The sequence below is a fragment of the Enterobacter dykesii genome (assembly GCF_008364625.2).
In the GTDB taxonomy this organism is placed as follows: Bacteria; Pseudomonadota; Gammaproteobacteria; order Enterobacterales; family Enterobacteriaceae; genus Enterobacter; species Enterobacter dykesii.
In genome coordinates, this window is record NZ_CP126604.1 from 293,064 (window position 1) to 306,913 (window position 13,850).

14 protein-coding genes are annotated in these 13,850 nt (G+C 56.1%); 11 read left to right on the plus strand and 3 right to left on the minus strand.

What is annotated here, in order from left to right; all coding sequences use genetic code 11:
• Window positions 1-21: 21 nt before the first annotated feature.
• The 3 genes from gntR to gntU all read left to right on the plus strand — a co-directional run bounded on the left by gntR (window position 22) and on the right by gntU (window position 3,015).
• The gene (gene gntR / locus F0320_RS01335) at window positions 22-1,017 is read left to right on the plus strand and encodes a gluconate operon transcriptional repressor GntR (RefSeq protein WP_024906706.1); all 996 of its coding nucleotides are present in this window, start codon (window positions 22-24) and stop codon (window positions 1,015-1,017) included.
• Between the two features lie 126 nt (window positions 1,018-1,143).
• Window positions 1,144-1,671, plus strand: a complete 528-nt coding sequence (gene gntK / locus F0320_RS01340; protein WP_008503362.1) for a gluconokinase — start codon at window positions 1,144-1,146, stop codon at window positions 1,669-1,671.
• Window positions 1,672-1,674: 3 nt separating this feature from the next.
• Window positions 1,675-3,015 (plus strand): gluconate transporter, encoded by a 1,341-nt coding sequence (gene gntU / locus F0320_RS01345; protein ID WP_010436459.1) that lies wholly within the window; start codon window positions 1,675-1,677, stop codon window positions 3,013-3,015.
• Between the two features lie 118 nt (window positions 3,016-3,133).
• On the opposite strand, the gene plsB is transcribed toward gntU, so the two are convergent.
• Entirely contained in the window at window positions 3,134-5,554 is a 2,421-nt protein-coding gene (gene plsB, locus F0320_RS01350) for a glycerol-3-phosphate 1-O-acyltransferase PlsB (protein ID WP_033144402.1), read from the minus strand.
• Window positions 5,555-5,708: 154 nt separating this feature from the next.
• On the opposite strand from plsB, the gene F0320_RS01355 reads away from it, so the two are divergent.
• The 4 genes from F0320_RS01355 (at window position 5,709) to F0320_RS01370 (ending at window position 8,525) form a co-directional block, all read left to right on the plus strand.
• Window positions 5,709-6,077: a diacylglycerol kinase gene (locus tag F0320_RS01355; protein ID WP_111964212.1), complete on the plus strand. Its 369-nt coding sequence runs from the start codon at window positions 5,709-5,711 to the stop codon at window positions 6,075-6,077.
• A gap of 108 nt (window positions 6,078-6,185) precedes the next feature.
• Window positions 6,186-6,794 carry a transcriptional repressor LexA gene (lexA, locus tag F0320_RS01360; RefSeq protein ID WP_023310039.1) on the plus strand — a complete coding sequence of 203 codons (609 nt, stop codon included), beginning with the start codon at window positions 6,186-6,188 and terminating at the stop codon, window positions 6,792-6,794.
• A 63-nt stretch (window positions 6,795-6,857) separates the two neighbouring features.
• A complete protein-coding gene (dinF, locus tag F0320_RS01365) occupies window positions 6,858-8,195 on the plus strand; it encodes an MATE family efflux transporter DinF (RefSeq protein WP_126331160.1) in 1,338 nt (445 codons plus the stop codon).
• Window positions 8,196-8,315: 120 nt separating this feature from the next.
• Window positions 8,316-8,525 (plus strand): CsbD family protein, encoded by a 210-nt coding sequence (locus tag F0320_RS01370; protein WP_014830284.1) that lies wholly within the window; start codon window positions 8,316-8,318, stop codon window positions 8,523-8,525.
• A gap of 69 nt (window positions 8,526-8,594) precedes the next feature.
• On the opposite strand, the gene zur is transcribed toward F0320_RS01370, so the two are convergent.
• Window positions 8,595-9,107 (minus strand): zinc uptake transcriptional repressor Zur, encoded by a 513-nt coding sequence (zur, locus tag F0320_RS01375; protein ID WP_008503369.1) that lies wholly within the window; start codon window positions 9,105-9,107, stop codon window positions 8,595-8,597.
• Between the two features lie 115 nt (window positions 9,108-9,222).
• On the opposite strand from zur, the gene F0320_RS01380 reads away from it, so the two are divergent.
• The 4 genes from F0320_RS01380 (at window position 9,223) to pspG (ending at window position 12,651) form a co-directional block, all read left to right on the plus strand.
• The gene (locus F0320_RS01380) at window positions 9,223-9,711 is read left to right on the plus strand and encodes a cupin domain-containing protein (protein ID WP_063440737.1); all 489 of its coding nucleotides are present in this window, start codon (window positions 9,223-9,225) and stop codon (window positions 9,709-9,711) included.
• A 223-nt stretch (window positions 9,712-9,934) separates the two neighbouring features.
• Window positions 9,935-11,194: a conjugal transfer protein TraF gene (locus F0320_RS01385; RefSeq protein ID WP_126331171.1), complete on the plus strand. Its 1,260-nt coding sequence runs from the start codon at window positions 9,935-9,937 to the stop codon at window positions 11,192-11,194.
• Window positions 11,195-11,276: 82 nt separating this feature from the next.
• Window positions 11,277-12,272 (plus strand): tRNA dihydrouridine(20/20a) synthase DusA, encoded by a 996-nt coding sequence (dusA, locus tag F0320_RS01390; protein WP_126331162.1) that lies wholly within the window; start codon window positions 11,277-11,279, stop codon window positions 12,270-12,272.
• A 136-nt stretch (window positions 12,273-12,408) separates the two neighbouring features.
• On the plus strand, window positions 12,409-12,651 hold the full coding sequence (pspG, locus tag F0320_RS01395; protein ID WP_023310044.1) for an envelope stress response protein PspG: 243 nt from the start codon (window positions 12,409-12,411) through the stop codon (window positions 12,649-12,651).
• Window positions 12,652-12,835: 184 nt separating this feature from the next.
• On the opposite strand, the gene F0320_RS01400 is transcribed toward pspG, so the two are convergent.
• Entirely contained in the window at window positions 12,836-13,819 is a 984-nt protein-coding gene (locus F0320_RS01400; protein ID WP_149323976.1) for a quinone oxidoreductase, read from the minus strand.
• Between the last annotated feature and the right edge of the window lie 31 nt (window positions 13,820-13,850).

Here is a 13,850-nt window from a genome sequence, read left to right on the forward strand (position 1 = left end):
ACTTCAAGATTTCTCAGGACGATGAAAAAGAAACGCCCCGTACTTCAGGATGTCGCCGATCGCGTCGGTGTGACCAAAATGACGGTCAGCCGTTTTTTACGTAACCCGGAACAGGTTTCCGTGGCGTTACGTGGCAAGATTGCCGCTGCCCTTGATGAACTGGGTTATATCCCCAACCGCGCGCCAGATATTCTCTCCAATGCGACCAGCCGTGCGGTGGGCGTCCTGCTTCCTTCCCTGACCAACCAGGTTTTCGCCGAAGTTTTGCGCGGCATTGAAAGCGTCACCGATGCTTTTGGCTATCAGACCATGCTCGCCCACTACGGGTACAAGCCGGAACTGGAAGAGGAACGTCTTGAATCGATGCTTTCCTGGAACATTGACGGCCTGATTTTAACGGAACGTACCCACACTGCCCGCACGCTCAAAATGATTGAAGTGGCCGGTATCCCGGTGGTGGAGCTGATGGACAGCCAGTCGCCGTGCCTCGACATCGCCGTGGGGTTCGATAACTTCGAAGCGGCGCGCCAGATGACGGCGGCCATCATCGCCCGTGGGCATCGTCATATCGCCTATCTGGGTGCGCGTCTTGATGAACGTACTATCATCAAACAGAAGGGATACGAGCAGGCGATGCTCGACGCGAACTTAACCCCGTACAGCGTGATGGTGGAGCAGTCCTCCTCCTATACGTCGGGTATTGAGCTGATGCGTCAGGCGCGGCGCGAGTATCCGCAACTGGACGGTATTTTCTGTACCAACGATGACCTGGCGGTTGGCGCGGCGTTTGAGTGTCAGCGTCTGGGGCTGAAGATCCCTGATGATATGGCGATCGCCGGTTTCCACGGCCACGACATCGGCCAGGTGATGGAGCCGCGTCTGGCGAGCGTCCTGACCCCGCGTGAACGTATGGGCCGCATTGGCGCAGAACGCCTGCTGGCGCGCATTCGTGGTGAGGCAGTTACCCCGAAAATGTTAGATTTAGGTTTCACCTTGTCACCGGGTGGATCTATTTGAACTGACAAATTTGAAGTAGCTCACACTTATTCACTTCGCGCACGTTTGGATATTGCTTCTCTTTTGCCCCGGCAGGACAATGTTACCGATAACTGTTACCCGTAACAATTGACTGAGGGACACCCTTTGAGCACGACTAATCACGATCACCACGTCTACGTCCTGATGGGCGTTTCCGGTAGCGGGAAATCAGCCGTAGCCAGCGAAGTGGCGCATCAACTCCAGGCTGCGTTTCTTGATGGCGACTTCCTCCATCCGCGCAGCAACATCATGAAAATGGCCTCCGGCGAGCCGCTGAACGATGACGACCGCAAACCGTGGTTGCAGGCGCTGAATGACGCCGCGTTCGCGATGCAGCGCACCAACAAAGTCTCCCTGATCGTCTGCTCCGCGCTGAAAAAAACCTACCGCGACCTGCTGCGCGACGGCAACCCGAACCTCTCTTTCATCTACCTGAAAGGGGATTTCGAGGTGATTGAAAGCCGTCTGAAGGCGCGTAAAGGTCACTTCTTCAAAACCCAGATGCTGGTGACGCAGTTCGAAGCGCTGCAGGAGCCGGGTGAAGACGAGAAAGACGTCTTAGTGGTTGATATCGATCAGTCACTGGAGGGTGTTGTTGCCAGCACCATCGAGGTCATCAATAAAAGGCAGTAAGTTTTGAGTACATTAACGCTAGTTTTGACAGCAGTGGGTTCGGTATTGCTGCTGCTGTTTTTAGTGATGAAGGCGCGTATGCACGCTTTTGTTGCTTTGATGGTGGTCTCTATAGGTGCAGGTCTCTTTTCCGGTATGCCGCTCGACAAGATCGCCGCGACGATGGAAAAAGGGATGGGCGGCACGCTGGGCTTCCTGGCGATTGTGGTCGCGCTGGGCGCGATGTTTGGCAAGATTTTGCACGAGACGGGGGCGGTCGACCAGATTGCCGTCAAGATGCTGAAATCCTTCGGCCACAGCCGCGCGCACTACGCGATTGGTCTTGCGGGATTGATTTGCGCGCTGCCGCTGTTCTTCGAAGTGGCCGTTGTGCTGCTGATAAGCGTCGCGTTCTCCATGGCGCGCCATACCGGTACTAACCTCGTGAAGCTGGTCATTCCGCTGTTTGCGGGCGTGGCGGCGGCTGCAGCGTTTCTGCTGCCGGGGCCTGCGCCGATGCTGCTGGCATCCCAGATGCACGCCGACTTTGGCTGGATGATCCTGATTGGCCTGTGCGCGGCAATTCCGGGGATGATTATTGCCGGCCCGCTGTGGGGCAACTTCATCAGCCGTTACGTTGAGCTGCATATTCCGGATGACATCACCGAGCCGCACCTGGGAGAGGGCAAAATGCCGTCCTTCGGCTTCAGCCTGTCGCTGATCCTGCTGCCGCTGGTTCTCGTGGGTCTGAAAACCATCGCCGCGCGCTTTGTGCCGGTGGGTTCCAGCGCCTACGAGTGGTTTGAGTTTATCGGTCACCCGTTCACGGCGATCCTGGTGGCGTGTCTGGTGGCGATTTACGGCCTGGCAATGCGTCAGGGGATGCCAAAAGACCGGGTGATGGAGATCTGCGGTGCCGCGCTGCAGCCGGCGGGCATTATTCTCCTGGTGATCGGCGCCGGCGGCGTGTTCAAGCAGGTGCTGGTGGATTCCGGCGTGGGCCCGGCTCTGGGCGAAGCGCTGACCGGGATGGGCCTGCCGATTGCGGTCACCTGCTTCGTGCTCGCTGCGGCGGTACGTATCATCCAGGGTTCCGCCACCGTGGCGTGTTTAACCGCCGTGGGTCTGGTGATGCCGGTGATTGAACAGCTGAACTACTCCGGTGCGCAGATGGCCGCGCTGTCTATCTGTATCGCGGGCGGTTCGATTGTGGTCTCTCACGTTAACGACGCGGGCTTCTGGCTGTTCGGTAAATTTACCGGCGCCACCGAAGCGCAAACCCTGAAAACCTGGACGCTGATGGAAACCATCCTCGGCACGACGGGTGCGATTGTCGGGATGATTGCTTTCACACTGCTGAGCTGAATGCGGTGATTTAACAAGGCTCAAAAATAAGGCCCGGTAGCGTTAACGCTTACCGGGCCTTTATATTATGCAGAATGCCAGGCCGGGTCAGGTGAAACCACCACCCGGCTTTTTCACATCACTCGCCCTGCGTCGCACTCTCGATCGTCAAGCGAACGTCCGAGGTGATCAGTTCGGCCAGCATCTGGTACACCTTCAGGGTCTCTTCCGGCTCGGCATCGCCCGTATCGCTGATGTAGCCTTCGTCACGCAGCGTCAGGACCAGAGAGCTGAAGACCGCTTTGTCGAAGAACTCAGGGGCGTTAATGCCATGCAGAACGGACAGGCGCTGTGCCAGCGTCCGGCTCTCTTTCTCCAGCGTACCGCGGTTGATAGACGGGTTCGCACTCAGCAGCCAGAACGTAATGGCGTAGCGCTGCAGCGTTTCGCGCGCGCCGGCCGCCAGCAGTTGCAGGGTTCGGGAACGCGACGGATTGATGTGCAGCTCGTCATTTGAGACGGTGATCAGTCCCTGACGACGCAGCTCTTCCGTCAGTTTGTCCAGTTCGCCCGCCAGCTCGTCTTTGCTCCAGCGCAGGAACAGCTCCGCTTTCAGCATCGGATAGAGCGTCTCAACGTGACGCAATAGCTCCTGACGCGAAATACGGCGATGCTGGGTGATGATAGCCGCCATGAGCGACGGCAGCATCAGCATATGGGTGATGTTGTTGCGGTAGTAGGTCATCAGCACTGCCTGCTCGCGCGGCAGAATGATGATGTCGCCGATCGTGTCCTTTTCGACTTCAAACTTGTTCATCTGCAGCGCGTGATCGATAAGCTCACTGGCGGTAGCAGAAGGCACGGTTGAATCAACGGAATACGGCACGTTGCGCATCATGTCCAGATAGCAATCCAGCTGCTCCGTGAGCTGTTCGCGGGTCAGAGAACGCTGACGCGAAGCCAGAAGCGCCGTACAGCACAGGTTCATGGCGTTAGCCGCACCGGCGTTGTTAATGCGCACCATCAGCTCGGACGCGATGCCGTTGACCGTTGGCGTCAGCCAGGCCGGACGAATCGCTTCGATAGGATCGATGGATTCGCGCCACTCGGGAACGTGATGGTTCAGATACGTCATCAGCGGCATCGGTTCGCCGAAGTTCACGTAGCCCTGACCGAGATTGCGTAGCTTGCTCAAGCCGCGCAGCATCTGCGGCAGGCTCTCTTTCTCTTTGGTCGCACCGCGCAGCTCTTTGGCGTACGTGCCCACTTCCATCACGTGCTCATAGCCAATGTAGATTGGCACCAGCGTGATTGGACGGGTTCCTCCGCGCAGCATCGCCTGAATGGTCATCGACAGCGTGCCGGTCTTCGGATCGAGCAGGCGTCCGGTACGGGAACGACCGCCCTCCACGAAGTACTCAACGGAATAGCCGCGGCTGAACAGCTCGCCCAGATATTCGCGGAACACGGTGGAGTAGAGCTTGTTGCCCTTGAAGGTGCGACGGATAAAGAACGCGCCCAGGCGGCGGAAAATCGGACCTGCTGGCCAGAAATTCAGGTTGATACCGGCAGCAATATGCGGCGGTACCAGCCCCTGGTGATAGAGCACGTAGGAAAGAAGCAGGTAGTCCATGTGGCTGCGGTGGCAGGGAACATAGACAATCTCATGGCCATCGTGCGCCAGCTGGCGTACGCGCTCGGCGTTATGAACGTTGATGCCCTGATACAGGCGGTTCCAGGTAAAGCCGAGAATACGATCCGACAGGCGAATCATCTCGTAAGAGAAGTTCGCTGCAATCTCTTCCATCAGCGCAATGGCGTTCTGCTGGGCTTTCTCATGCGATATTTTCTTGCTGCGCGCTTCGTCTTCAACGGCGCGGGCAATCGCTTTGGAGGCCAGCAGCTTGTTGAACAGATCCTGACGCGCCGGGAGACGCGGCCCTACGGCAGCCAGGCGCTGGCGGGCGAAGTGCATACGCGCCACGCGCGCCAGTTTTTGCGCGATGATCTTGTCGGTACCGTGCTCGTCCGCCATTCGACGCAGCGAAACGGAAGGGGAGAAACGCACAAAGCTGTCGCGTCCCAGCCAGGAGACCGCGAAGAACTTCTGGATGCCGTTAAGCATGCGCAGCGGCGGGTTCTCTTCACCTTTTTCACGGCCCGGACGACGACCAAACATCACCGATACCGGCACCATCTGCACATCCAGATCGGGGTTGCTGCGGTGCAGGTCAAGATAGTCGTGGAACAGCTTGATGGACTCTTCTTTTGGCGTGTAGTAGGTAAACACGCGCGGTCCACCGTGAATGAAGACGTAGCGCGGCAGCAGCGTACCGTCAACTTCAAGCGGTTCAAGCGGGTCCGGTAAGTCATGCGCCAGACACTGGGCGCGAAGCGTCAGTAAGTCTGCCTTCGAGTTATAAGGCAAAACATACATAATAGGACGCGAGGTATCGAGCCCCAATTCCAGCGCGGGTTCTGCTGGGATAGACTTGCTTTTTACCAGGATGCTTAATGGTAAATTAAGTAATTTGTAGTAAATTCGTGGCCAGCCGGACATAAACGATGTAAAGCCTCTGGTTAATAATGCAATTGCGGCGCAAGGATAACAGAAAGCGCGCAAAATTTCTGTTGTTACCCGTCATACTTCAGGCTGTAGCGAAACGCGCTACAGTTCCTGTTACTGACGCTTTTTTTCATAAAAGGTTCTTTTAATGGCCAATAATACCACTGGGTTAACGCGTATCATCAAAGCTGCCGGCTATTCATGGAAAGGTTTCCGTGCCGCATGGGCCAACGAGGCCGCCTTTCGCCAGGAGGGCGTCGCCGCTATCATCGCGGTGATCGTCGCCTGTTTCCTTGATGTTGATGCTATTACCCGCGTACTTCTTATCGGTTCCGTACTTCTGGTGATGATAGTGGAAATTCTTAATAGCGCTATTGAGGCCGTTGTCGATCGCATTGGTTCAGATTTCCACGAGCTTTCTGGCCGCGCAAAAGACATGGGCTCTGCTGCCGTGTTGCTGGCGATTATCACTGCCGTTATCACCTGGGTCACGCTGCTTTGGTCACATTTCCGATGAGCCTCGAGGAATAATTAAGTCCCTGGTTTTTTGTGCAGTTTTTGGTTCCAAAATCGCCTTTGACTGTATATACTCACAGCATAACTGTATATACACCCAGGGGGCGGAATGAAAGCGTTAACGACCAGGCAGCAAGAGGTGTTTGATCTCATCCGGGATCATATCGGCCAGACGGGTATGCCACCGACGCGTGCGGAAATCGCGCAGCGTCTGGGTTTCCGTTCTCCAAATGCTGCCGAAGAACACCTGAAAGCGCTGGCGCGTAAAGGCGTGATTGAGATTGTTTCAGGCGCGTCACGCGGTATCCGCCTGCTGGTGGAAGAAGAGACGGGCATTCCGCTGATAGGCCGTGTTGCCGCCGGTGAGCCTTTACTGGCACAGCAGCATATTGAAGGCCACTACCAGGTCGATCCTGGCATGTTCAAACCGAGTGCTGATTTCCTGCTGCGCGTTAGCGGTATGTCGATGAAAGACATCGGTATTCTTGATGGCGATCTGCTTGCGGTGCACAAAACGCAAGATGTTCGTAACGGCCAGGTGGTTGTCGCGCGCATAGATGATGAAGTCACCGTAAAGCGTCTGAAAAAACAGGGGAACACCGTTCAGCTGCTGCCTGAAAACAACGAGTTCTCCCCGATTGTGGTCGATCTTCGCGAACATAACTTCTCTATCGAAGGACTGGCGGTTGGGGTCATTCGCAACGGTGAATGGCTGTAACCTCTTCCTGACAGGCTATGGCGCCGCTGTAGCCTGCTTCATTCCACACTTCCGGTATTTTTCATGTCACTGCTGACGGCATCAGATAAGGCATTGTGGCGTCTTGCTCTGCCGATGATTTTCTCCAATATCACCGTGCCCTTGCTGGGTCTGGTCGATACTGCCGTTATTGGTCATCTTGATTCGCCTGTTTATCTTGGCGGCGTGGCGATTGGCGCGACGGCAACCAGTTTCCTGTTTATGCTGCTGCTCTTTTTGCGCATGAGCACCACCGGGCTCACGGCACAGGCTTATGGTGCAAAAGATCCGCTGCGCCTGGCGCGCGCGCTGGTCCAGCCGCTGATTCTTGCGCTTGGTGCGGGAGCATTAATCATTGTATTGCGTGCGCCCCTGATCGACCTTGCGCTCCATGTTGTCGGCGGCAGCGAGGCGGTACTGGCTCAGGCGCGCCGTTTCCTTGAAATCCGCTGGCTCAGCGCGCCCGCCTCGCTGGCAAACCTGGTTCTGCTGGGTTGGCTACTGGGCGTGCAGTACGCCCGTGCGCCAGTGATTTTGCTGGTAGTAGGCAACCTTCTCAACATTGTGCTGGATGTCTGGCTGGTAATGGGCCTGCATATGAACGTGCGGGGCGCGGCGCTGGCGACGGCAATTGCCGAATATGGGACCTTTATCATTGGCTTGTGGATGGTCTGGCGCGTGCTGGTGATGCGCGGGATCTCCCTGGCGCTGCTCAAAACCGCATGGCGCGGCAATATCCGTAAGCTGCTGGCGCTTAACCGAGATATCATGCTGCGCTCGCTGCTGCTTCAGCTCTGCTTTGGCGCGCTGACGGTTTTCGGGGCCCGACTGGGCCCAGAAATTGTCGCGGTCAATGCGGTATTGATGACGCTGCTTACCTTTACCGCCTACGCGCTGGATGGCTTTGCCTATGCGGTAGAAGCGCATTCGGGCCAGGCGTACGGCGCGCGCGAAAGCGGGCAACTGCGGGACGTCTGGCGGGCAGCCTGCCGCCAGTCAGGGCTGGTGGCGCTGGCGTTCGGCCTGGTTTACGCCTGCTTTGGTGAGCAGATTGTTGCATTGCTGACGTCTATCCCTGCGCTACGCGAACTGGCGAGTCACTATCTCATCTGGCAAGTCATCTTACCGGTGGTCGGCGTCTGGTGTTATCTGCTGGACGGCATGTTTATTGGGGCGACGCGCGGAGCTGAAATGCGTAACAGCATGGCTGTTGCGGCCGTGGGGTTCGGCCTGACGCTGCTGACGCTTCCCTGGCTGGGTAATCACGGTTTGTGGCTGGCCCTGGCCGTTTTCCTCTCGCTGCGTGGGTTATCGCTGGCTTTTATCTGGCGGCGCCACTGGCAGAACAATACCTGGCTCCCCTCGCGGCACGATATATCGTAACGGTTAAAGATTCCGAATATGAAATCAACTGCCGAGTCCTTAACTACAATAATTATCACGTCCAGCAGAAAAGAACGTAACGGACGTTACGACCCGACGCTTAACTAAGAGGACACGATGATGAATAAAGACGAAATCGGCGGCAACTGGAAGCAGTTCAAAGGTAAAGCGAAAGAACAGTGGGGTAAGCTGACTGATGACGATATGACCGTCATTGAAGGTAAACGCGATCAGCTTGTCGGTAAAATCCAGGAGCGTTACGGCTACGCGAAAGACCAGGCGGAAAAAGAAGTGGGCGACTGGGAAAAACGCAACGACTACCGCTGGTAACCGGGCTATACCCGCAAGTACAAGGAAGTACACCCTGAGGGCGGCCATGAGCCGCCTTTTCTTTTGCCGTTAACGCGGTTTTTTCTTCACAAGAATAGAGTGGTCGTGCTGACACGCGTCCTGATGACGACAGGCTTCCACTTCCACGCAGGCAGAACACAGCCCGTGCGCTTCAATTACGTTATGACGCAGGGCAAAACCCATTTTTGCTGCCAGCGTATGCATAATATCTTCCACCCCTTCCGCAGCCTCTTCTTTCACCACGCCGCAGCGGTCACAGATAAACATCGCCGATGTGTGGGTGGGCTGATCGAACAGATGGCACAACACATAGCTGTTTGTGGACTCAACTTTATGCACGAATCCTTGTTCCAGCAGGAAATCCAGGGCGCGATACACGGTCGGTGGTTTCGCCTGCGGCTCGCTTTCGCGCAGCAGATCGAGCAGATCGTAGGCGCTGATGGCACCCTGCTGCAGGCTCATCAGACGTAGGACTTCAAGGCGCTGCGGAGTCAGGCGCACATTGCGTTGCGCACACAGCTTTTCGGCCTGCGCTAACAGCTCTTTTGTGGACTTATCCATTTAGCACCCCGGATGTTATAGGACGGAAAACCCTCACTTTATCATGTTCTGGTAAAAACGCCGAGATCCGCCAGTCTGTGCTATACCTGACCCATTACAAACCGGGAAATAAACAATGAAAAAACCTGACTGTATTCGGCACTGGCGCGACGTAGAAGGCGCGGATGATTCGACCTATCCCGACAGCGACGAGCTGTTTTCTATCGGTGCCCCGCTGGCGCGCAAGCTTGGGCTCGGGCGCATTGGTATCCATCACGAGCGTTTACCGCCCGGGCGCAGGACGTCCTATCCGCATGCGGAAAGCGATGAAGAAGAGTTCGTTTATGTGCTCGAAGGTCATCCAGAAGCGTGGATCAATGGCTATTTATGGAAACTTGAACCGGGCGACAGCGTGGGGTTTCCTGCCGGAACCGGTATTTGCCACACCTTTATCAACAACACGGACGAAGAGGTGCGGTTACTGGTCGTTGGCGAGGCCAACAAGAAGCACAACCGCATCTACTATCCTCTTAACCCCGTGTATGCCGCTACCCGTGAGGATCGCTGGGTAGACCACCCGCCCCAGTTTTTTGGACCGCATGATGGAAAACCTGGGAAAAAATAATTTCCTCTTCTATAAATATTGAGGGCCGTCACAAAATATAACAGGCCGTAAGGGAGTTTTACTTAGGGATAGAAATAGCGGGTCTTTTACTACTTATTCACAGCAATAGTTCGTTCCTGTTTGGGTGATAACAGACAGGGGTTATTTCATAACAGACTATAACGGGCATACTGTGAAAAAATATTTTAAATTTTCGGTGGTGAGTATCGCTGTTTCCTTGTTTATGGCAAATCAGGCGGGAGCAGCCAATACCTGGACAGAATCACGGAGTGACGCTATGGGTGGTACCGGCGTTGCGGCTGGGAGCTATGGTAGCGGGGCGTTAATCAACCCCGCGTTGCTGGCAAAGGCAAAACCGGACGATGATGTGACGGTCATTTTGCCGGCCGTTGGTGTCCAGGTGACGGATGAGGACAATCTTCAGGATGAGATTGATACCATCAACGACAAAATCAATCATTATAAGGATGTGGTTGATAACCTTACGCCAATTCAGGTCATCACCAATCCGTTAGGTTCCATTAATCAATTCCAGGGCGCGGCCAAAGATCTGGCCGATGAGCTGGACTATCTCAAGGGCAAAACCGCACGCGCGACGGCAGGCGCTGGGCTTGCCGTGAGTATTCCTAACGATGTGCTTTCCGTGGCCTTTATGGCGAAAGGGTACGCTCATGGCCGGGTGAGTTCGTCTATCGATCAGCAAGATATTGATTATCTGCGCGGTATTCAACGAAGCAATGTGGTGGCTGCCGGTGTTGCCCTGGACGCTGCGCTGAACGGCACGGATCAGATCACTAAAAACCTCAACTCAACGGCGTCTGGCCGTGCGGCGATTGTGTCCGACTACGGCGTTGCCGTTGCCCGTCAGTTTGACCTTGGCGGCGTCCCGGTTTCCGTAGGGGTTACGCCAAAGCTGCAAAAAACCTGGGTCTATAACTACACCACGTCAATCTACGATTACGACAGTAACAAGTGGAACGACAGCCGCTACCGCACGGACGACACGGGCTTTAACGTCGATGCCGGTATTGCGGCTGATTTCGGCGAGAACTGGACGGTCGGCGTGAGCGGCCAAAACCTGATGTCGCGCGACATCGACACCAAAGATATTCGTATCCGCAACGGCCGTACGGGGGAAGTGGTGAGCTATAAAGACACCTATCAGATCCGTCCGCTGGTAACCGCCGGTGCCGCCTGGCATAACGACCTGGTGACGCTGACCGCCGATGGCGATCTGACGGAAACCAAAGGCTTCAAGAGCGAAGATACGTCGCAGTACGTGGGCGTCGGTGCCGAGGTTACGCCGCTCAGCTGGCTGGCGGTGCGTGCGGGTTATCGCGCGGACGTGAAGGGTAACGACAGCAACGTCTTTACCGGTGGTGTCGGTTTCGCACCGTTCAGCACCGTTCATGTTGACCTGATGGGCCTGTACGGCGAGGACGAAACCTGGGGCGCCGGGGCTCAGCTGAGCATGACGTTCTAAAGTCCGCCGGAGGCGCTGCGCCTCCGGCTTTTCTTTGTGCTATAGTAGCGCCCCTTTTCCACCAGATGCTTAAAACTTCGCCATGTCGTCAGAATTACAGACCGCTTTCCCTGCACACCGTTTCTCCATTGCGCCGATGCTCGACTGGACGGACAGACACTGCCGCTACTTCCTGCGCCAGCTCTCCCGCCATACGCTGCTGTACACCGAAATGGTGACCACGGGCGCAATCATCCACGGGAAGGGAGACTACCTGGCCTATAGCGAAGAAGAGCATCCGGTTGCCCTGCAGCTGGGCGGCAGCGATCCGGCCGCGCTGGCGCAGTGCGCGAAGCTGGCAGAAGCGCGCGGCTACGACGAGATCAACCTTAACGTTGGCTGCCCGTCCGACCGCGTGCAAAACGGCATGTTTGGCGCCTGTCTGATGGGGAATGCGCAACTGGTGGCGGACTGTATCAAGGCGATGCGCGATGTGGTCTCCATTCCGGTCACGGTCAAAACCCGTATCGGCATTGACGACCAGGACAGCTACGAGTTCCTGTGCGACTTTATCAGCACGGTATCCGGGAAAGGCGAATGCGAGATGTTTATCATCCACGCGCGAAAAGCCTGGCTCTCCGGCCTCAGCCCGAAAGAGAACCGTGAGATCCCGCCGCTGGACTATCCGCGCGTGTATCAACTGAAGCGTGACTTCCCGCACCTGACGATGTCCATCAACGGTGGCATCAAGTCGCTGGAAGAGGCCAAAGCGCATCTGGAACATATGGATGGCGTGATGGTCGGGCGCGAGGCGTATCAGAACCCGGGCATTCTGGCGACGGTCGATCGCGAAATCTTTGGCATCGAAGGTGCGGACACCGATCCGGTTGCCGTCGTGCGTGCGATGTACCCTTACATTGAGCGCGAGTTGAGCAATGGCACGTATCTCGGCCATATCACACGCCATATGCTTGGCCTGTTCCAGGGTATTCCGGGCGCGCGCCAGTGGCGCCGCTACCTGAGCGAGAATGCGCATAAAGCCGGAGCCGATATTGAGGTGCTGGAACATGCGCTGCGACTGGTGGCAGACAAGCGATAACTTTCGCTAAAAGTTCGTCAAATTCACCACGCCCTGCGAACGTTCGCGGGGCGTTTTGCTTTAATAACAACAGGTTAATGCTGGCATGATTCTTGTAATGCTTACTGCATTACTCGGGAACTCGTGGGAGAGCACCATGCTGGAACTACTTTTTGTGATTGGCTTTTTTGTCATGCTGTTAGCGACAGGCGTTTCGCTGCTCGGCATTCTGGCGGCTATCGTGGTGGCGACGGTGGTCATGTTTATTGGCGGACTGTTTGCGCTGACGATCAAACTGCTGCCGTGGCTACTGCTGGCCATTGCGGTCGTGTGGGTGATTCGGGCGATAAAAGCGCCAAAAGTGCCCAGTTATCAGCGCAATAACCGCTTCCGTTACTAATGTATTGAGGGGTTCGTCACATACTTGTAACTTTTCCGGCGGCATGGCTTAGAACAGAATAGGATTTAGTTATCGAATCTGTCACTATGACTGCCGTTAAAGAATTCATCGAGCTGTACCCTACATACAGCCGAACTAAAAAAAGAAAGGGCTTCCCGCGGGAAGCCCAATTTCTTTTTGGGACTCAGGGAATCAACAAGCTCGACCCCTGCGTCGCCCGGCTCTCCAGCACTTCATGCGCGCGCTGCGCATCGGTCAGCGCGAATTTTTGCGCATCTGACACCTCCACTTTGATGACCCCGCTGGCGATCAGCGAGAACAGCTCGTTGCTGGCTTCCTCAAGTTCTTCCCGGTTGGTGATGTATCCTTGCAGGGAAGGGCGAGTCACATACAGCGAACCTTTCTGATTCAGAATACCGAGGTTAACGCCGGTTACCGCGCCTGACGAATTGCCGAAGCTGACCATCAGACCTCGGCGCTGCAGACAGTCCAGCGACGCTTCCCACGTGTCTTTCCCCACCGAGTCATACACCACGCGCACTTTTTTGCCGCTGGTGATCTCCTTCAGCCGCTCAACAATGCTTTCTTCACGATAGTTAATCACCTGCCAGGCGCCCGCCTGCAGCGCGCGCTGCGCTTTTTGTGCATTTCCGACGGTGCCGATCAGCTTCGCGCCCAGTGCCTTTGCCCACTGACAGGCGATGAGCCCGACGCCACCCGCTGCGGCATGGAACAGGAACTGCTCGTCGGGCTTAATTTCATAGGTTTTGCGCAGCAGGTAGTAAACCGTCAGACCTTTCAGGAACGAGGCCGCCGCCTGCTCAAAGGAGATAGCGTTAGGCAGCAGGGCGGCTTTATCCGCCGGAACGTTGTGAACGGAGCTGTAAGCGCCCAGCGCGGACTGCGCATACACCACGCGGTCGCCCTCTTTAATATGCTTAACCGCGCTGCCCACTTTGACGACGACACCGGCCGCCTCAGTGCCCAGGCCGCTCGGCATTGACGGCGGCGGGTAGAGACCGCCGCGAATATAGGTGTCGATGTAGTTTATGCCTATGGCTTTGTTTTCAACCTGCACTTCGTTTTCGCCAGGCGCGGTGGGGGTAAACTCCACCGCTTTGAGTACGTCTGGCCCACCGTGTTTCTGGAATTCAATGCGCGTTGCCATGCTCCCTCCGTAAGAAAAATATGGTAATCTT

Coding starts and splice junctions, on each gene's coding strand:
- F0320_RS01385 (WP_126331171.1), top strand. CDS start 9,935: ATGGCAAATCAGGCGGGAGCAGCCAATACCTGGACAGAATCACGGAGT.
- pspG (WP_023310044.1), top strand. CDS start 12,409: ATGCTGGAACTACTTTTTGTGATTGGCTTTTTTGTCATGCTGTTAGCG.
- dusA (WP_126331162.1), top strand. CDS start 11,277: ATGTCGTCAGAATTACAGACCGCTTTCCCTGCACACCGTTTCTCCATT.
- zur (WP_008503369.1), bottom strand. CDS start 9,107: ATGGATAAGTCCACAAAAGAGCTGTTAGCGCAGGCCGAAAAGCTGTGT.
- F0320_RS01355 (WP_111964212.1), top strand. CDS start 5,709: ATGGCCAATAATACCACTGGGTTAACGCGTATCATCAAAGCTGCCGGC.
- F0320_RS01380 (WP_063440737.1), top strand. CDS start 9,223: ATGAAAAAACCTGACTGTATTCGGCACTGGCGCGACGTAGAAGGCGCG.
- lexA (WP_023310039.1), top strand. CDS start 6,186: ATGAAAGCGTTAACGACCAGGCAGCAAGAGGTGTTTGATCTCATCCGG.
- F0320_RS01370 (WP_014830284.1), top strand. CDS start 8,316: ATGAATAAAGACGAAATCGGCGGCAACTGGAAGCAGTTCAAAGGTAAA.
- dinF (WP_126331160.1), top strand. CDS start 6,858: ATGTCACTGCTGACGGCATCAGATAAGGCATTGTGGCGTCTTGCTCTG.
- gntR (WP_024906706.1), top strand. CDS start 22: ATGAAAAAGAAACGCCCCGTACTTCAGGATGTCGCCGATCGCGTCGGT.
- F0320_RS01400 (WP_149323976.1), bottom strand. CDS start 13,819: ATGGCAACGCGCATTGAATTCCAGAAACACGGTGGGCCAGACGTACTC.
- plsB (WP_033144402.1), bottom strand. CDS start 5,554: ATGTCCGGCTGGCCACGAATTTACTACAAATTACTTAATTTACCATTA.